General features: G+C 54.5%; 20 protein-coding genes and 1 pseudogene. All 21 read left to right on the top strand.

What is annotated here, in order from left to right; genetic code table 11:
• The first annotated feature begins 62 nt into the window (after nt 1-62).
• The gene (locus GCD22_RS00215) at nt 63-461 is read left to right on the top strand and encodes a hypothetical protein (protein WP_244947546.1); all 399 of its coding nucleotides are present in this window, start codon (nt 63-65) and stop codon (nt 459-461) included.
• A gap of 2 nt (nt 462-463) precedes the next feature.
• Nucleotides 464-1,213 carry a F0F1 ATP synthase subunit A gene (gene atpB / locus GCD22_RS00220; RefSeq protein ID WP_024894404.1) on the top strand — a complete coding sequence of 250 codons (750 nt, stop codon included), beginning with the start codon at nt 464-466 and terminating at the stop codon, nt 1,211-1,213.
• A gap of 45 nt (nt 1,214-1,258) precedes the next feature.
• Nucleotides 1,259-1,513 carry a F0F1 ATP synthase subunit C gene (gene atpE, locus GCD22_RS00225; RefSeq protein ID WP_009561114.1) on the top strand — a complete coding sequence of 85 codons (255 nt, stop codon included), beginning with the start codon at nt 1,259-1,261 and terminating at the stop codon, nt 1,511-1,513.
• Between the two features lie 42 nt (nt 1,514-1,555).
• Nucleotides 1,556-2,035: a F0F1 ATP synthase subunit B gene (atpF, locus tag GCD22_RS00230; protein WP_081577509.1), complete on the top strand. Its 480-nt coding sequence runs from the start codon at nt 1,556-1,558 to the stop codon at nt 2,033-2,035.
• Between the two features lie 9 nt (nt 2,036-2,044).
• Nucleotides 2,045-2,584: a F0F1 ATP synthase subunit delta gene (locus tag GCD22_RS00235; protein WP_024894406.1), complete on the top strand. Its 540-nt coding sequence runs from the start codon at nt 2,045-2,047 to the stop codon at nt 2,582-2,584.
• Between the two features lie 18 nt (nt 2,585-2,602).
• Nucleotides 2,603-4,147: a F0F1 ATP synthase subunit alpha gene (gene atpA, locus GCD22_RS00240; RefSeq protein WP_031572784.1), complete on the top strand. Its 1,545-nt coding sequence runs from the start codon at nt 2,603-2,605 to the stop codon at nt 4,145-4,147.
• A 9-nt stretch (nt 4,148-4,156) separates the two neighbouring features.
• The gene (gene atpG, locus GCD22_RS00245) at nt 4,157-5,023 is read left to right on the top strand and encodes a F0F1 ATP synthase subunit gamma (RefSeq protein WP_024894408.1); all 867 of its coding nucleotides are present in this window, start codon (nt 4,157-4,159) and stop codon (nt 5,021-5,023) included.
• A gap of 41 nt (nt 5,024-5,064) precedes the next feature.
• The gene (gene atpD, locus GCD22_RS00250; RefSeq protein ID WP_010640820.1) at nt 5,065-6,474 is read left to right on the top strand and encodes a F0F1 ATP synthase subunit beta; all 1,410 of its coding nucleotides are present in this window, start codon (nt 5,065-5,067) and stop codon (nt 6,472-6,474) included.
• Between the two features lie 3 nt (nt 6,475-6,477).
• Complete coding sequence (locus GCD22_RS00255; protein WP_010640819.1) at nt 6,478-6,903, top strand: F0F1 ATP synthase subunit epsilon; 426 nt, start codon at nt 6,478-6,480, stop codon at nt 6,901-6,903.
• 102 nt (nt 6,904-7,005) lie between these two features.
• Entirely contained in the window at nt 7,006-8,379 is a 1,374-nt protein-coding gene (glmU, locus tag GCD22_RS00260; RefSeq protein ID WP_153940891.1) for a bifunctional UDP-N-acetylglucosamine diphosphorylase/glucosamine-1-phosphate N-acetyltransferase GlmU, read from the top strand.
• 156 nt (nt 8,380-8,535) lie between these two features.
• Nucleotides 8,536-10,383: a glutamine--fructose-6-phosphate transaminase (isomerizing) gene (gene glmS / locus GCD22_RS00265; protein WP_024894410.1), complete on the top strand. Its 1,848-nt coding sequence runs from the start codon at nt 8,536-8,538 to the stop codon at nt 10,381-10,383.
• A gap of 319 nt (nt 10,384-10,702) precedes the next feature.
• A pseudogene (locus GCD22_RS00270) lies at nt 10,703-10,849 on the top strand (GNAT family N-acetyltransferase); the annotation flags it as partial.
• 31 nt (nt 10,850-10,880) lie between these two features.
• A complete protein-coding gene (locus GCD22_RS00275; RefSeq protein WP_211371678.1) occupies nt 10,881-11,534 on the top strand; it encodes a helix-turn-helix transcriptional regulator in 654 nt (217 codons plus the stop codon).
• A 150-nt stretch (nt 11,535-11,684) separates the two neighbouring features.
• Nucleotides 11,685-12,059, top strand: a complete 375-nt coding sequence (locus tag GCD22_RS00280) for a VOC family protein (RefSeq protein ID WP_010640811.1) — start codon at nt 11,685-11,687, stop codon at nt 12,057-12,059.
• 4 nt (nt 12,060-12,063) lie between these two features.
• Nucleotides 12,064-12,993 carry a type II toxin-antitoxin system RelE/ParE family toxin gene (locus GCD22_RS18105; RefSeq protein ID WP_198926363.1) on the top strand — a complete coding sequence of 310 codons (930 nt, stop codon included), beginning with the start codon at nt 12,064-12,066 and terminating at the stop codon, nt 12,991-12,993.
• Nucleotides 12,990-13,322, top strand: a complete 333-nt coding sequence (locus GCD22_RS00295; protein WP_010640808.1) for a helix-turn-helix domain-containing protein — start codon at nt 12,990-12,992, stop codon at nt 13,320-13,322. The genes GCD22_RS18105 and GCD22_RS00295 overlap by 4 nt, the downstream gene beginning before the upstream one ends.
• A 174-nt stretch (nt 13,323-13,496) precedes the next feature.
• Nucleotides 13,497-13,751 (top strand): type II toxin-antitoxin system Phd/YefM family antitoxin, encoded by a 255-nt coding sequence (locus GCD22_RS00300; RefSeq protein ID WP_024894508.1) that lies wholly within the window; start codon nt 13,497-13,499, stop codon nt 13,749-13,751.
• Complete coding sequence (locus tag GCD22_RS00305) at nt 13,748-14,176, top strand: type II toxin-antitoxin system VapC family toxin (protein WP_024894509.1); 429 nt, start codon at nt 13,748-13,750, stop codon at nt 14,174-14,176. The genes GCD22_RS00300 and GCD22_RS00305 overlap by 4 nt, the downstream gene beginning before the upstream one ends.
• A 126-nt stretch (nt 14,177-14,302) precedes the next feature.
• Nucleotides 14,303-14,698, top strand: coding sequence for a VOC family protein (locus GCD22_RS00310; RefSeq protein WP_024894510.1), 396 nt, complete (start codon nt 14,303-14,305; stop codon nt 14,696-14,698).
• The gene (locus GCD22_RS00315) at nt 14,698-15,288 is read left to right on the top strand and encodes an SDR family NAD(P)-dependent oxidoreductase (protein WP_081577511.1); all 591 of its coding nucleotides are present in this window, start codon (nt 14,698-14,700) and stop codon (nt 15,286-15,288) included. Before GCD22_RS00310 ends, GCD22_RS00315 begins: the two co-directional genes overlap by 1 nt.
• A 241-nt stretch (nt 15,289-15,529) precedes the next feature.
• Nucleotides 15,530-16,813, top strand: a complete 1,284-nt coding sequence (locus GCD22_RS00320; protein ID WP_024894512.1) for an alpha/beta hydrolase family protein — start codon at nt 15,530-15,532, stop codon at nt 16,811-16,813.
• Nucleotides 16,814-16,880: the final 67 nt, after the last annotated feature.

The following is a 16,880-nucleotide window of genomic DNA, read 5'->3' on the forward strand; positions in this document are numbered from 1 at the left end:
GGATCACTCTTGACGCTGGGCATCTGCGTGTTTAGACTCCGCCTGTATTTGAGTTTTGCCCATTGAAAGAGCAAGAAAAACAAATGGGCATGGTGAACTTCTCGTCCTATGTAGGGCGAGTCACTGCGACAGTGTTGACGTTGGCCCTGTTCCTGGCTGCCTTGCTGGCATGGCTCTGGGGACGACAAGAAGCCTACGCACTGCTTTTTGCGGCATTTTTGGGCGTAATCAACATGCTCATCCTGGGTGGTCGCCTGATCGCGCTCCCCGCTTCTACGCATCTTGCCGCACGGCGGCTGGGTGGGGCGGTGTTGCAGCGCTGGATCATCACCATTCTGGGTCTCATCTTGGCAATTTTCTGGCTGCATCTGCCTGTTATCGGGTTGGTTGCCGGGTTTTTGCTGGCCCATTTCGTATTTTTGGCATTTCTGATGCGGGAACGTATCAGGCAAAGGAGTTAAGTGTGGCTTCAGGCGATATCGCCCATCATCTCGTCAACTGGACTATCGGTTCCGGTTTCTGGACGTTTGATCTGGACACCATTGTCATGGGCTGGATCATGGCGGCCATTCTGGTCATTACCGGCATGGTAGTCGGCGCAAAATTGCAGACCAGTACCCCCAGCGGCATGCAAAACTGGCTGGAAGGCGTCGTCGATTTTATTGATGATCTGGTCCAGGGCAGTTTCCCGGTCAAGGACCCCTTGATTGCACCCATGGCCATCACGGTATTTTTGTGGATACTGCTGATGAACAGCCTGGACGTCATCCCTGCCTACTTGCCCGGCATTATTGCGCACTGGTTTGGTATTCCAGAATTTCGGATAACCCCGACCGTCAACCTCAACACCACCCTCGGCGTTTCCATCACGGTATTTCTGGTGATGATTGCCACCAATTTGCGGGTGAAGGGTTTCGGCTACTTCAAGACCTACCTGACCCATCCCTTCGGTATCTGGCTGTTTCCGATGAACATCATCATGTCCCTGATCGAAGAAATCACCAAGCCGTTAAGCCTGGGGCTGCGACTTTTCGGCAACATGTTTGCCGGCGAGCTGGTATTTTTGCTGCTGGCCATGTTGCCCTGGTGGGGCGAACTGGTGATGGGTACGGTCTGGTCCCTGTTTGAAAGTTTGATCATTGTCCTGCAGGCGTTTATTTTCACCGTGTTGACCGTGGTTTACCTCGGCATGGCGAATATGCAGGATCATTAATACAGTTTTTATATTTCACTTTTGCGACACTTGTAAGGAGTTATCATGGACGCACACACCATTATCGTAGCTGCTACAGCCATTGCTGTGGGTATTATTTTTGGCGCCGCTGGACTGGGTTCCGCCATTGGCTGGGGTCTGATTACCTCCAAGACCATTGAAGGCATTACCCGTCAACCCGAAATGCGTCCCCAGTTGTTGGTGAATACCTTCATTTTTGCCGGCTTGATGGAATCTTTCCCCTTCATCATTCTGGCCTTCGGTTTCTGGTTCCTCTTCGCCAACCCGTTCCTGGGCTGATGCGGGCCCGGTTGATCCGGCCCTCTTGCAAGTGAGGTAGTCATGAATCCAGTAGGTATCAATGGAACACTGATCATACAGCTGATCACCTTCGTCATTTTGGTGGTGTTGTTGTACAAGTATATGTATGGTCCCCTGCGTAAGGTAATGGACGCCCGCCGCGCGAAAATCGCTGACGGGCTGGCCGCTGCTGAACGTGGTAAGGAAGAAATGGCCCTGGCCCAGAAACGCGCTGCAGAAATGCTGCGGGAGGCCAAGGACAAGGCGGCAGAGATTATTGCCAACGCCGAGCGTCGTGGTGTGGAGCTGCGTGAAGAAGCTCAGGTCAAGGCCCGTGAGGAAGCCGACCGGATTATTGCCGGAGCCCGTGCAGAAATTGATGTGGAAACCAACCGGGCCCGTGAAGTCCTGCGTGGTCAGGTGGTGGAGCTGGTGGTCGACGGCACCCAGCGTATTCTGCATCGTGAAATTGATCAGAATGCCCATCGCGACATCATCGACCGTATGGTCGGCCAACTGTGAGGATCTGAAATGGCAGATCTGATCACGGTGGCGCGACCCTACGCCGAGGCGCTTTACGGGCTGGCCAAAGAGTCTGGTCAGCAACAGGCTTGGGCAGACGCTTTGCAGGTGCTTACCGCCATGGTTGCAGACGACCAGGCCCAGGCATTTTTGAATGACCCTGAACGCCCGGAAGCGGACAAGGTGGCCTTGCTCGCCGCCGCTCCTGTTACTCTGGAACAGTCGGGCTGGCAGGCCTTTCTGACTCTTCTGGTGCATAACGATCGCTGGGCAGCGGCAGCAGAAATTGCCGTCCTCTTCGCTGAGGCTCTGCGCCATGACGAAGGCATTGTCGACGTTCTGGTAACCAGTGCGGTGGCTATGGACGCGCAGCAGAAAAGCTCGGTTCAGGCGGCGCTTGAACAGCGTTTCAGCGGTCGCAAAGTCGCTTTTCGTGAGTCGGTAGATGCCTCGCTGATTGGCGGTCTCGTAATTCATACGGGTGATCTCACCATAGATGCTTCCGTGCGTGGACAAGTGCAGCAACTTGCCCGAACCCTTCGCAGCTAAAGTCTTGAGGAACAAAGTATGCAACAACTGAATCCATCGGAAATCAGTGACCTGATCCGCGCACGCATCGCTGGCTTTGAAGGCCGTGTCGAGACGCGCTCCCAGGGCACTATCATCAGCCTGAGCGACGGTATCCTGCGCATTCACGGTCTGGAAGACGTCATGTATGGCGAGATGCTTGAACTTCCCGGCGGGCGCTATGCGCTGGCCATGAATCTGGAGCAGGACAATGTCGGTGCCGTGGTACTGGGAGAATTCTCCGGCCTTGAAGAAGGTGGCATTGTTAAATGCACCGGCAAGGTCATGCAGGTTCCTATCGGCAAGGAATTACTGGGTCGTGTGGTCAATGCCCTGGGACAGCCCATTGATGGCAAAGGCCCGGTAGATGCCAAGGAATTTGACGTTCTCGAAAAAATCGCGCCCGGCGTGGTGGATCGTCAAAGTGTGGACGAGCCCATGCAGACCGGCGTCAAATCCATTGATGCCATGGTACCGGTGGGACGCGGACAGCGCGAACTGATCATTGGTGACCGCCAGACCGGCAAGACTGCTGTGGCAGTGGATGCCATCATCAACCAGAAAGGCAAGGGTGTTTACTGCATTTACGTTGCGGTGGGCCAGAAGGCTTCAACCGTGGCTGGAGTGGTCCGCAAGCTGGAAGAATACGGCGCCATGGAATACACCACGGTCATCGCCGCCAACGCTTCCGAATCAGCGGCCATGCAGTATCTGGCGCCTTATTCCGGCTGCACAATGGGTGAATTCTTCCGCGATCGCGGCATGGACGCGCTGATTGTGTATGACGATCTGACCAAGCAGGCCTGGGCCTACCGGCAGATTTCCCTGTTGCTGCGGCGTCCTCCGGGTCGCGAAGCGTATCCGGGCGATGTGTTTTACCTGCACTCCCGTTTGCTGGAGCGCGCTGCGCGTGTCAATACGGATTTTGTAGAAAAATTCACCCATGGTGAAGTGAAGGGTAAGACCGGTTCATTGACCGCCCTGCCCATCATTGAAACCCAGGCCGGCGACGTTTCTGCCTTCGTGCCGACCAACGTGATTTCCATCACCGACGGCCAGATTTATCTCGAAACCGATTTGTTCAACTCCGGTATCCGTCCCGCCATTAACGCCGGTTTGTCCGTGTCGCGCGTCGGTGGCGCTGCCCAGACCAAGATCATCAAGAAGTTGGGTGGGGGTATTCGTCTGGATCTGGCGCAGTATCGTGAACTGGCGGCTTTCGCCCAGTTTGCTTCTGATCTGGATGAAATAACCCGCAAACAAATTGAACGGGGCAAACGGGTTACTGAACTGCTGAAACAGGATCAGTTCTCACCCATGTCGGTCGCAGAACAGGCTGTTGCCCTGTTCGCCGCCAGCAGCGGTGCCCTGGATGACGTGGAAGTGGCCAAGGTGCGGCCTTTTGAGAAGGCCTTGCTGGCTTATCTGCACAGCAATAACAAGGATCTGATGGCTGGGCTCGAAGACAAAAAAGAGCTCACCGATGACTTCAAAAAGCAGCTCGACGCGGCAGTCAAGCAGTTCAAGTCCAGTTCGACGTACTAGGAGAGCAGCATGGCCAATGCCAAGGAAATTCGCGGTCAGATCAAGAGCGTAAAAAATACGCGCAAGATCACCCGCGCCATGGAAATGGTGGCTGCAAGCAAGATGCGGCGCGCGCAGGAACGGATGCGCGCTGCCCGGCCCTATGCGGAGAAAATTCGCGAAGTACTGGGCCATCTGGCGCTGGCACACCCGGAGTATGAACATCCTTTGATGCAGGTTCGGCCCGTTAAAAAAGCGGGTTTTCTGGTCATCACTACCGATCGTGGCCTTTGCGGTGCGCTGAATGTCAATGTGCTTCGGCAGGTTGTCCATAAAATGCACGACCTGCACGAACAGGGCGTCAGTTCGGATCTCGCGGTCATGGGGAACAAGGGGCTGGGTTTTTTGCGTCGGCATGGCGCCCATCTGGTCGCTGAACTGAATGGACTGGGCGACAAGCCCAATCTGGCGGACATGATCGGACCCATCAAGGCCATGGCCGATGCTTACGCCAAGGGTGAGGTCGATGTGGTTTATATGGTCTCTTCCCGCTTCGTCAATACCATGCTGCAACGCGCCACTCTGGAGCAGTTGCTACCCGTAGCCAAGCCGGAAGTGCCTGCCGAAAAACCGGCGGAGATGTGGGATTACATTTACGAGCCGGAGGCTCGCCCGGTTCTCGACAAGCTGATGCATCGCTATGTGGAGTCTGTCGTTTATCAGGCGGTCATTGAGCATCTGGCCTGCGAGCAAAGTGCGCGCATGGTGGCCATGAAAAATGCCTCGGACAACGCCAAACGGATGGTGGGCGATCTGCAGTTGGCTTACAACAAGGCCCGTCAGGCAGCCATTACACAGGAAATCGCCGAAATCAGCGCCGGTGCGGCGGCGGTTTGACGATTAAGCACAGCATTTTTGGATTTTTTGAGGGTTAAATCATGAGCGAAGCGGTAGCTAAAGATAATGCCGTCGGCCACATTGTCCAGGTGATCGGACCGGTGATCGATGTCGCCTTTCCTCGCGGGCAGGTCCCGGAGATCATGGAAGCCGTGGTCATCACGGAAAAAAATCTTACCATTGAAATTCAGGCGCAGTTGGGTGACGGCGTGGCACGCGGTATTGCCATGGGCCCCAGCGAAGGTTTGAAGCGGGGTCTGGCGGTTGCCCGTACGGGTGCCCCCATCAGCGTCCCCGTTGGTCACGGTACTTTGGGACGGATCATGGACGTCCTGGGTGATCCTGTCGATGGCAAGGGTCCGGTACAGACGGAAGAGCGCAAGGCCATTCACCGCCCCGCCCCCAGCTTTGATGAACTGGCGGCCAGCACCGAAGTGCTGGAAACCGGTATCAAGGTTATCGATCTGGTCTGTCCTTTCGCCAAGGGCGGCAAGGTCGGTCTCTTCGGTGGTGCAGGTGTTGGTAAAACCGTGCTCATGATGGAACTGATCCGGAATATCGCCATTGAGCATACCGGTTATTCGGTGTTTGCCGGTGTGGGTGAAAGGACCCGCGAAGGTAATGACTTCTATCACGAAATGACCGATTCCGGCGTGCTCGACAAAGTGGCGCTGTGCTATGGCCAGATGAATGAGCCACCCGGCAACCGTTTGCGCGTCGGTCTGACCGGTTTGACCATGGCGGAACATTTCCGTGATGAAGGCCGCGATATTCTGATGTTCATTGATAACATCTTCCGTTACACCCTGGCGGGTACGGAAGTATCCGCTCTGCTCGGGCGTATGCCTTCGGCAGTGGGTTATCAGCCGACGCTGGCTGAAGAAATGGGCAAGTTGCAGGAACGCATCACCTCTACCAAGGTGGGTTCCATCACCTCGGTACAGGCGGTTTATGTGCCTGCTGACGATCTCACCGATCCGTCACCGGCCACGACCTTTGCCCACTTGGACGCAACGGTGGTGTTGTCCCGTCAGATTGCTGAACTGGGTATTTACCCCGCTCTGGATCCTCTGGATTCCTTCAGTCGTCAGTTGGATCCGGCGATTGTCGGTCAGGAACACTATGATGTGGCACGTTCCTGTCAGAAGACCCTGCAGCGCTACAAGGAATTGCAGGACATTATCGCCATTCTGGGTATGGATGAACTTTCCGAAGATGACAAGTTACTGGTCTCACGAGCCCGTAAAATTCAGCGCTTCCTGTCCCAGCCCTTCTTCGTGGCAGAAGTATTCACGGGTAGCCCCGGTACCTATGCTTCACTGAAAGATACCATTCGCGGGTTCAAAGCCATTGTTGCCGGTGAATATGATCATCTGCCGGAACAGGCTTTTTACATGGTAGGTACTATTGATGAAGCGATTGCCAAGGCGCAAAAGCTGCAGCAGGGATAAGGTATGGCCATGACCATTGATGTGCGGGTCGTCAGTGCTGAAGGGAGTATTTACGAAGGCGTTGCCACCATGGTGGTAGCCCCCGGTGAAATGGGTGAGTTGGGTATTTTGCCGCGCCACGCTCCCTTGCTGACCGGATTACGTCCCGGCGAGTTACGGATTATCAACGGTGAAAACACCGAATATTTGTTCGTAAACGGCGGCATGCTCGAAATCCAGCCGGACGTGGTCACGGTTCTGGCAGATTCAGCAGAACGGGCTACGGATATTGACGAAGCCAAGGCGCTTGCTGCCAAACAGGCGGCTGAGGCGCGTCTGGCCGGTAATCTGGATCAGATGGATTATGCTGCAGCTCAGGGTGAACTATTGGCTCAGATTGCCCGTTTGAAAGCCGTTCAGCGCTTGCGCGAGCAAGGCCTGCTGCGCTAGTTTCGAAAGCAGCGATGCTCCTGTCTTTGGGCAGGTTTCATAAACCCCGGTCGCTCATGGTGACTGGGGTTTGTGCGTTTTGAGGAAGAGATCATGGATCAGGTGATTACCGATATTGTCGTGTTGGCGGCCGGTCAGGGTACCCGCATGCGTTCTGCCCGGCCCAAAGTGTTGCAGGCTTTGGGCGGCAAGCCTTTACTGGAGCATGTGCTGGATACGGCGCAGGCCTTGCAACCGCGACACTTGCATGTGGTGATTGGCAATGGCGCTGAGCTTGTTCAAGAGCATTTCAGTCAGTGGCCCGTGCAGTGGTGGCATCAGCAGGAGCAACGTGGCACCGGCGATGCCCTGAAAGCGGCTTTACCCGGTCTGCGGGGTGCTGACCGGGTACTAGTGCTGTATGGGGATGTTCCCTTGCTCACCGCTGACACCTTGCGCGCATTTCAGGCAAAAACTCCGCAAAACGCTCTGGGACTGAGTACCGCCATTCTTGAACAGGCCCAGGGTTACGGTCGTATTGTCCGCGACGCCCAAGGCCAGGTACAGGCCATTCGTGAACAGAAAGACTGCAGCAGCACAGAGCATGCTATCCGGGAAGTGAATCTAGGCATGATGATATTGCCAGTCGCTTCACTTCAGGGCTGGTTATCGGACTTGTCAGCCAATAATGCCCAGGGTGAGTTATATCTGACGGATGTGGTTGCCATCGCCCGGAGCAGTCATCACGAGGTCTGGCCTTTTACTTTTAGCGATGCCAGCGAAGCCCTGGGCGTCAATGACCCGGTTCAGCTGGCGACGCTGGAGAGAATTTATCAGCGCCGGCAGCTGCGTCATTTGCAGGTTCAGGGGCTGCGCCTGGCGGATCCGGAGCGTGTGGATATTCGCGGAACTCTGGAATGCGGTCAGGATTGCTGGATGGACCCCAATGTTCTGTGTATCGGCAAGGTGCGTCTGGGAGATCGGGTGCGCATCGGTATGGGCGTGGTTCTGCAGGATGTGGAAATTGGCGATGATGCAGAAGTACTGCCCTACAGTGTACTCGAAGGCGCCCGTATAGGCGCTAGTGCACGGATCGGCCCATTCGCCAGAGTTCGTCCGGGTAGTGATATTGGCGTGGCGGCACATATCGGTAATTATGTGGAAGTGAAAGCCTCGACCATTGGCAATGGTTCCAAGGCTAATCATCTGACCTATATTGGTGACTCGGAAATCGGTTCCGGAGTAAATGTGGGCGCAGGGAGCATCACCTGCAATTATGATGGGGTGAACAAGCACAAGACCGTGATCGGAAATGATGTGTTTGTCGGTTCGGCGACGCAGTTGATTGCGCCAGTCAGTGTGGGTGACGGCGCGACTATTGGTGCCGGAAGCACGATCACCAAGGATGTGCCCGCCGGTGGGTTGACCCTCAGCCGCAGCCCCCAGCGTTCCATTCCGGATTGGCAGCGCCCGCAACGAAAAATCAAGGAAAGCTGACGGCAGCAGGTGTGCCTGTTCCTGACGAAAGGGCTAAGTCGGCGCGTAGCCTAAGGCAGCACAACGGGTCCAAGAGGAAACCATCCAGCCGGTGGGCTGATGTCAGGATAAATTCAGTGCGGGCAGGATGCCCCTCGTCTTCGGGAGACAGAGCTTATGTGCGGTATTGTCGGTGGTGTCAGTAAGACGGATTTGGTGCCCATGATTCTGGAAGGTTTGCGGCGCCTGGAATATCGCGGCTACGATTCGGCGGGTTTGGCGATGCTCCAACAGGTTCCAGGACAGCAGCCAAGCCTGGAGCGCGTGCGGAGCGTGGGTCGGGTGGCGGAATTGACGGCGGCAACCAGCGAGCGGGCTTTGCAAGGCATGCTGGGCATTGGTCACACCCGTTGGGCGACCCATGGGGGGGTGGCAGAATGTAATGCCCATCCCATGTTGTCTCATGAACAAATTGCGGTGGTGCACAACGGTATTATCGAAAATTTTCATGCCCTGCGTGCCCGTCTGGAACAGGCAGGTTATGTATTCACTTCCGAAACAGATACGGAAGTCATTGCCCATCTGGTCCATTTTTATCGACAGACAGCGCCTGATTTGTTTACAGCGGTACGGCAAACCGTGGCGGAATTGCGCGGCGCTTATGCCATTGCCGTTTTGTCGCTTGCAGACCCGGACCGGCTTTGTGTGGCGCGGATGGGTTGCCCTCTGTTGCTGGGGATTGCGGATGAAGGCCATTATTTCGCCTCGGACGTGGCCGCCCTGTTGCCCGTAACCCGTCGGGTGCTGTATCTGGATGATGGCGACGTAGCCTTGTTGGAGCGGGACAAGCTGTCCATTACCGATCAGGCGGGGCAGCCCCAGAAACGTGAAGAACATTGGAGTGAACTCAGTGCTGCCGCTGTCGATTTGGGACCGTACCGGCACTTTATGCAAAAGGAAATCCACGAGCAGCCCCGGGCCTTGGCGGATACCCTGGAAGGGGCGTTGAACAGCCAGTTGAATCTGGGCGATTTGTGGGGAGCGCAGGCGGAAGCCATTTTCAAGGATGTGAACAGCGTGCTGTTTCTGGCTTCCGGCACCAGTCATTACGCGACCCTGGTGGGACGGCAATGGCTGGAGAGCATTGCCGGGATTCCCGCTCAGGCAGAGCTCGGTCATGAATACCGCTACCGCGACTCCATTCCCAACCCGCGTCAGCTCATTGTGACCCTCTCCCAGTCGGGCGAAACGCTGGATACGTTTGAAGCCCTGAAACGGGCCAAGGAGCTGGGTCACGACTATACCCTGTCCATTTGCAATGTCGCGGAAAGTGCCATCCCCAGAGCCTCGGCACTGCGTTTTCTGACCCGCGCCGGCCCCGAAATCGGGGTGGCGTCCACCAAGGCGTTTACGACCCAACTGGTCGCTTTGTATTTGCTGGCGATTTCTCTGGCCAAGGCGCAGGGCAAACTGGATGCGGATACCCAGGCTACCCATCTGGAGGCTCTCCGCCAGCTTCCCGGCAGCGTCCAGCATGCCCTGAATCTGGAACCACAAATCCAGGGTTGGGCAGCACGTTTTGCGGGCAAGGAACATGCGCTTTTTCTGGGACGTGGACTGCATTATCCCATCGCCCTGGAAGGCGCCCTCAAGCTCAAGGAAATCTCCTACATTCACGCCGAAGCCTATCCCGCAGGGGAGCTCAAACATGGCCCACTGGCTTTGGTGGACAGCAATATGCCCGTCGTGGTTATTGCCCCCAATGACCGTTTGCTGGAAAAAGTGGCCGCAAACATGCAGGAAGTGCATGCCCGAGGCGGAGAGTTGTATGTGTTCGCTGATGCAGACAGTCACTTCAGCGCCAGCGCGGGTATTCACGTCATGCGTCTGCCCCGCCACACCGGTCTGCTTTCACCGGTGGTACACGTCATTCCGGTACAGCTCCTAGCCTATCATGCCGCGCTGGTAAAAGGCACCGATGTGGACCGTCCCCGCAATCTGGCCAAGGCGGTTACGGTGGAATGATCGGGTAGGTGCTGTTACGGATGTTGTTAAAGGACAAAAAAGTATCATCCCGAACAAAATAGTTTCATCCTGAACAATAAAGTATCATCCTAGAGTACAGCAAAAACGTGAAAGAAAGTATGTATCGGACAAAGAATCAACGAGTTAAGTTGCTATCAGGATGACACTTTATTGTTCTGCGCCCCCGTCAGTGGCGTGTTTGATAGGCAACTCAGGATGATACTTACCCCACTAGGCCAACCAAACGGCGACCCATAATCAATAAGTTGCATGCCAATCAGGATGATACTTTTTTGTCACTGAACACTGGGTAGAACAATATGCCCGTCAGCAAGGCTGCGAAATCATGGTGTTGGATGCGTATGTCACCAACCATTCGGCACGCCGGTTTTATGAGCGAATGGGTTATCAGGTGCTTGACACCCCGACCCATGCAGCGAAAATTTACCAGTCAATTGTAGCGTAAAGCATAGGAACACGGCCTCCCAAAGGCGCTCGTGAATCTCACTTTTCTGACGGAAATTTCCCCTATGTCACGCGCCCAACGCCTCCTTACCCTGATTCAAATTTTGCGCCGACACCGATTTGCAGTTACCGGGACGAGTCTCGCTGAAGAGCTCGGGATCAGTGTGCGCACGCTCTATCGCGACATTGCGACATTGCAGGAACAGGGGGCGAACATAGAGGGAGAACCTGGAATCGGCTATGTGCTATGGCCTGGCTTCATGCTTCCGCCGTTGATGTTTTCGAAAGAGGAAATTGAGGCACTGGTCCTTGGGGCTCGCTGGGTGGCTGATCGTGGTGATGAACGGCTTGGTGCTGCTGCCCGGAGTGCTGTCAGCAAAATTGCAGCGGTTTTACCCGGTGATTTGCGGGAAATGCTGGATGCTTCTGCGCTACTGATTGGACCGGGGAAGACCATCCCTACGGTTGCCGTTGACTTGTCTGAGCTCCGCCTGGCGATCCGCGCCGAACACAAGGTCACCATCCATTATCGGGATCTCAAGGACAGAGAAACCAAACGGACTGTCTGGCCATTTGCACTGGGGTATTTTGATCATGTCCGGATACTCATAGCCTGGTGCGAATTTCGCCAGGGATTTCGGCACTTCCGAACAGATCGCATCTTTGCCTTGAGCGTGGAAGATTAGCGCTACCCGCGACGTAGGCAATCTCTGCTCAAGGAATGGCGCGCAATCGAAAGTATCCCTCCGCAGTAGCAACACTACTGACAGAAACTGACAGCGGCTACCACTATTGTGGCGCTGCGGTCACTCAACGTCTGACAGGAGGTACACATTATGGCTGGTAACGAAGTGCTGGGGTTAAGCTTTGCATCACTGGAGGTCCGAGACCTCGAAAAATCGAAAACCTTTTTTGAAAACATTCTGGGTTTTCAGGTCGCACCTATCGCCAGGCCCAACGCTGTTGTCATGCAGACCGAAGAGAATCTGGGTGCTTTTGCGCTGCGATGGATGCCCGATTTGGCAACATCCGCTTCTATAAAAAACTGCGGCATCGCAATATGGTTTCGGTGCAAGGATGTCGATGCACTGGAGCACAGTGTGCGTGAGGCCGGCGCAATCGTGGTGTCACCTGCTCAGGACGGTCCGTTTGGCCGTATGGTGGTTATCCGGGAACCCGATGGGCGCAACATTACTTTTCATAGCGCCTGAACCAATGTCAGCCATGCGTCGCAACTGGATTGCGGTGGTCTCCGCCGAGCATGTACGAATCGGACGCGCCGCCGGATTTATGCAAGTCTGCCACGGTAAAGCGGCACGCCTTCGCCGCATAAAACCCGGTGATCGTGTTGCCTATTATTCCCCTACTGTTGAATTCGGCAGTAAGAATAAATTACAGGCTTTCACGGCAATCGGGTTCGTGCTGGGCGGTGATCCATACCAGGTGGATATGGGAGGAGGATTCCAACCCTATCGACGGGGCGTGTACTGGCTCCCTGCTGAAGAAGCCCCCATTCGGCCCATCCTTGGGATGCTGGAGTTCTCCGCCGAAAAACAAAACTGGGGCTACCAATTCCGCTTTGGGGTTTTCGTCATTAGCGAGCACGATATGAATGTAATCGCTGCGGCAATGGGGGCTGATTTCGCTCTATCGATGACGGACCGACAGACCAAACAGGTAGTCAATCCGCCAAATGACCGTCCCTCTGCCCAGCCGCCACTGAGCCTTGATGGTGGGCAAGTAGACAGTTATCTTGCGCTGTGTATAAAATATGATACATTATTGTTGGGGAGGTGTATGAGCGAAAAACCGATTGACTGGCGAGGATCTTCGCTGCGAGACATCAAGGACGACGACATCTTCACCCCTAATGCGCGCAAGGAGGCTGGACACCAGCTTAGTCAGGTGCAGGCAGGACTTGAACCTGATGACTGGAAGCCCTTTGACGTGGTAGGCGCGGGAACCAAAGAAATTCGCATCAATCTCGACGATGGTTGGTTCCGCGTGATGTACGTCGCCAAGTTTCCGGAGGCGGTTTATGTGTTGCACTGCTTCAAGAAGAAGACGAGTTCAACCAGCAAACACGACAAGGACATCACGGCTGCGCGTTACAAGTCTGTTATCCAGGAAAGGAGTAAGCAATGAGCATCGAAACCAAATCCATGCACATCACCCCTGTCGGCGGCAACGTGTTCGCGGACTTGGGATTTGCACCAGAAGAAGCGGCAGCCCTGAAGGCCGAATCACAACGCATCATCTCTGAAAAGCTGGCCATCAAGGATTCACTGATGACAGAGCTGGCAGAATGGATTGAAGCGAAGCAGCTCAAGCAAGCTGAAGCGGCGGAAATCCTGGGCGTGACCCGTCCGCGTGTTTCTGACGTAGTCAACAAGAAGGCCATCAAATTCACCATTGACGCGTTGGTGGATATGCTGGCGAGAGCAGGCAAACACGTCCAGTTGTCTGTTCAGTAACGCTCAGCAATGCCCAACAAGTGATACTCCTTTGAGGCAAAAAATCCCCACGAAACCCGAACCGGTTTGCCGAGCGTGGATTAATTGCTTACTGGTTACAACTTCTGAAACGCTTGCACCCGCTGGATCGGCGTAGTAACGTTTCTACATTCATCCAGCGTGCGGGGTGTCATCATGACCATTACCACCTTAACCAGTCGCGAGTTCAACCAAAGGGCGAGCGAGGCCAAACGGGCCGCCAACAACGGGCCGGTGTTCATCACGGATCGAGGCCGACCGGCCCATGTGCTGATGAGCTTTGAGGATTATCAGCGGCTCACGCAGCAGCGCCGCAACATTGCCGATGCACTCGCTATGCCGGGTATTGCTGACATCGAGTTTGATCCGCCGCGCGTGGCTATTGAAAGGCGTCCGGCTGATTTTTCATGATGTTGCTTCTCGATACCAACGTGGTTTCTGAATTGCGCAAGGTGCGGTTTGGTAAGGCCGATATGAACGTGACGGCATGGGCGGAAAGTGTGGATGCCACCGACCTCTTTGTGTCGGCCATCACCATCATGGAACTTGAGCTTGGCGTGCTGTCGATTGAGCGAAAGGACGCTACGCAGGGGGCCTTGTTGCGCACATGGCTGGAGCAGCACGTATTGCCTGAGTTCTCCAGGCGCACGTTGTCAGTCGATACCGCTGTGGCACAACGCTGCGCCAGGCTGCATGTACCCGACAAGCGTGGAGAGCGCGATGCACTCATCGCGGCAACCGCCTTGGTGCATGGCATGACGGTGTTTACGCGCAACGTCGCGGATTTTAAGTCTACGGGTGTGCCCCTCATCAATCCGTGGGATCGGTCGCAGTGATGGTCAGGCCATGGGCGTTCCATCTGCAAAAACGCCTACTAATGCAGTATTGGTGATTCCAGCGCTATATTGCAACGTTTCCAGCTGCTAAATTAGTTGTCCATCTTTGTTGCCCGAGACTCCCCCATGCAAATCGACCGACTGGATCATCTGGTGCTGACCGTGCAGGATATGTCTGCAACCATAGACTTTTATTCGCAGGTGTTAGGTATGCAGGCTGTCACTTTTGGCGAGGGGCGCAACGCCCTGGTTTTTGGGCAGCAGAAAATTAATCTGCATCCGGCAGAATGTCCCATTGCTCCGCATGCGGCTCATCCTGTTCCTGGATCAGCAGATTTGTGCTTCATCGCTCAGGGAGACATTCACGAGTTGCTCGCCCATCTCCGGAACTGTGGTGTTGCCCTTGAAGCGGGTCCCGTGCTCCGCACTGGGGCCGCAGGTCCGATTACTTCGGTCTATTTTCGGGATCCCGATGGGAATCTGCTGGAGGTGTCCATTTATGACTCGGGAATTAAACGATAATGACTGATCGGGCGCGTGTCGCACTGGTCACCGGTGCGAGTTCCGGCATTGGTCTCGCCATTGCACAGCGTTTGACTCAGGCCGGATATCGGGTGGCCCTGCATTCCCGCGCTTCCTCAGCTGCAGGCCTTCAAGCAGCAGCGACATTGGCGGGCGCCCATTATTTTCAGGCGGATCTTCTGGACGAGGCCGCACGCCGTGAACTGATCCATCAAGTGGTTGCGCACTATGGTCGGCTGGATGTGTTGGTCAATAATGCGGGTGCGTCCAGCGTGATTCCGCATGATGATTTATGGGCCGCAACCCCGGATATCTGGCATCACCTCTACGAGCTCCATGTGGTCGCACCCTGGCAGCTTATTGCGCTTGGCGAGCCTTACCTGCGCGCTGCATCGACAGATGAACAACCGGCATCCGTGTTAAACATCAGCTCTCATGCCGGGGTGCGGCCCAAAGGTGCTTCTATTCCTTACGCTGCCAGCAAAGCCGCGCTGAATCATGTTACCCGTTTACTGGCAAAAACCCTGGGACCCGATATTCGGGTAAACGCCATTGCTCCAGGATTGGTGGATACGCCGCCTCTGCATTAGATAGGCTTGGATTTATGCTTCGCGTGAAGGGAGGCTACCATGGCTTATCAAGATACGGTAAGCATGCGGAAGGCGTGATTAGTGAATGGGCTGAGGTGGCAAAGAGTCAAGAGTAGCCTATATACGCCATACGGGATGATAGACATCTGGTGCTAACAGATGCGAAACGAATGACGCTTTTTTACAAGCGATGGCTCGTAAGTCTTATAGTTACTAAACTTTAATATAAAGGAATACTCTGATGCCGAAAACAATTCAAGAAAGCTCTCTTAGTCGTCGTTCATTTTTAATGAAAACTGCAACATTAGTTGGTGCCACGGTCGCGGCGAATACCATTTCCATATCTCAGGCTGCGGCGCAAGAAGGGCCTGAATTATTGAATTCAAGGATGACCCCGGTAGTATCGGGGATAACTTATCAGCATATAGGTCGGTGGGAAGTATCCCGTCTTAATCATATTTTAAGCGTTGAGGCACCAGCTTTCACTGGATTCAAAGTAGACTATAAACCGGCACTGAATGCGGTAGATTTGTTTCGTGTTACTTATCCGTCAGTTATTCCTGAGCGAAATAATCGTCCAACGACAGCCTCCGGCCTGGTCGCAATTCCTGTCAACGCCGAAACAACTCCAAGACTGATCTCATATCAGCATGGAACCGTTTATGGGAGGCAGGAGGTTCCTTCGTTTCCCGATCAGTCACCAGAAACCCAGTTGATGATCGCTGCTTTTGCTGGTCGTGGTGATGTTTTAATAGGTGCAGATTATTTCGGCATGGGACTATCTAAGGAGCCGGAGAGCTACCTGGTTTTGGAAAGCCAGCAACAGGCCTGTGCCGACATGATCCGTGCTGGGCAGGCCGTACTCGCTGATCGTGGCGTTCAGACTAACGATTTATTTTTGAGTGGTTGGTCTGAAGGTGGCTTTGTTACTATGGCTCTACTCGAGTTTTTGCAACGTGAAAACCTAGCGGTAAAAGCGGCAGCCACGGCGTCTGCACCTCTTGATCTCTTTGCCGGAATGAGTGGGTATTTAAATTTTCCACGTCCTAATGATGCTCCCTGGCTTAATTCTATTTTTGTATTGTCAGCATTTGCCTACGAAAGTTATTACGATGTGCCTGGCTTGGCAAGATCTTTCTTTAATCCGAAGTATTACGATCTTTGTAGTGCGCTATATTCTAGGCAGCTAAGTGATCTTAATAAGATACCAACCGATCTACATCGTTTGATCCGCTCAGAATATTTTAATCCCAATTATTTCATGCAGTCGGAGTTCGGTCGTCTTGTCCATAGGAATCAGGTCTATCGGTGGGTGATCGAAACCCCTACGCGCAATTATTATGGTGAGGCAGACGAAGCAATTACTGTCGGTCTGGGAAAATTGGCCATGTCCTATCAAACAGGGATGGGCAATAGAAAAGTCCTGGCAATTTCTGCCGGAAGCGATGCGACGCATCGGGGAACATTCGCCCGTGCAGTTTTAGGATGGAGTAACTGGTTCAAAGAGATGGGGGAATCAGCCTGACTGGCAGCCTGACGGATAGAGCATAAATACCCCGCAAAGTCTGACGCAAGGAAGCAGCGGACTGCAC

Origin of the sequence: Acidithiobacillus thiooxidans ATCC 19377 (genome assembly GCF_009662475.1) — a bacterium.
GTDB classification, from domain to species: domain Bacteria; phylum Pseudomonadota; class Gammaproteobacteria; order Acidithiobacillales; family Acidithiobacillaceae; genus Acidithiobacillus; species Acidithiobacillus thiooxidans.

Bases quoted from the DNA above. Each gene is read 5' to 3' on its own strand.
- atpE (WP_009561114.1), top strand. From the start codon at position 1,259: ATGGACGCACACACCATTATCGTAGCTGCTACAGCCATTGCTGTGGGT.
- atpF (WP_081577509.1), top strand. From the start codon at position 1,556: ATGAATCCAGTAGGTATCAATGGAACACTGATCATACAGCTGATCACC.
- GCD22_RS00235 (WP_024894406.1), top strand. From the start codon at position 2,045: ATGGCAGATCTGATCACGGTGGCGCGACCCTACGCCGAGGCGCTTTAC.
- atpA (WP_031572784.1), top strand. From the start codon at position 2,603: ATGCAACAACTGAATCCATCGGAAATCAGTGACCTGATCCGCGCACGC.
- atpG (WP_024894408.1), top strand. From the start codon at position 4,157: ATGGCCAATGCCAAGGAAATTCGCGGTCAGATCAAGAGCGTAAAAAAT.
- atpD (WP_010640820.1), top strand. From the start codon at position 5,065: ATGAGCGAAGCGGTAGCTAAAGATAATGCCGTCGGCCACATTGTCCAG.
- GCD22_RS00255 (WP_010640819.1), top strand. From the start codon at position 6,478: ATGGCCATGACCATTGATGTGCGGGTCGTCAGTGCTGAAGGGAGTATT.
- glmS (WP_024894410.1), top strand. From the start codon at position 8,536: ATGTGCGGTATTGTCGGTGGTGTCAGTAAGACGGATTTGGTGCCCATG.
- GCD22_RS00280 (WP_010640811.1), top strand. From the start codon at position 11,685: ATGGCTGGTAACGAAGTGCTGGGGTTAAGCTTTGCATCACTGGAGGTC.
- GCD22_RS18105 (WP_198926363.1), top strand. From the start codon at position 12,064: ATGTCAGCCATGCGTCGCAACTGGATTGCGGTGGTCTCCGCCGAGCAT.
- GCD22_RS00295 (WP_010640808.1), top strand. From the start codon at position 12,990: ATGAGCATCGAAACCAAATCCATGCACATCACCCCTGTCGGCGGCAAC.
- GCD22_RS00300 (WP_024894508.1), top strand. From the start codon at position 13,497: ATGACCATTACCACCTTAACCAGTCGCGAGTTCAACCAAAGGGCGAGC.
- GCD22_RS00305 (WP_024894509.1), top strand. From the start codon at position 13,748: ATGATGTTGCTTCTCGATACCAACGTGGTTTCTGAATTGCGCAAGGTG.
- GCD22_RS00310 (WP_024894510.1), top strand. From the start codon at position 14,303: ATGCAAATCGACCGACTGGATCATCTGGTGCTGACCGTGCAGGATATG.
- GCD22_RS00315 (WP_081577511.1), top strand. From the start codon at position 14,698: ATGACTGATCGGGCGCGTGTCGCACTGGTCACCGGTGCGAGTTCCGGC.
- GCD22_RS00320 (WP_024894512.1), top strand. From the start codon at position 15,530: ATGCCGAAAACAATTCAAGAAAGCTCTCTTAGTCGTCGTTCATTTTTA.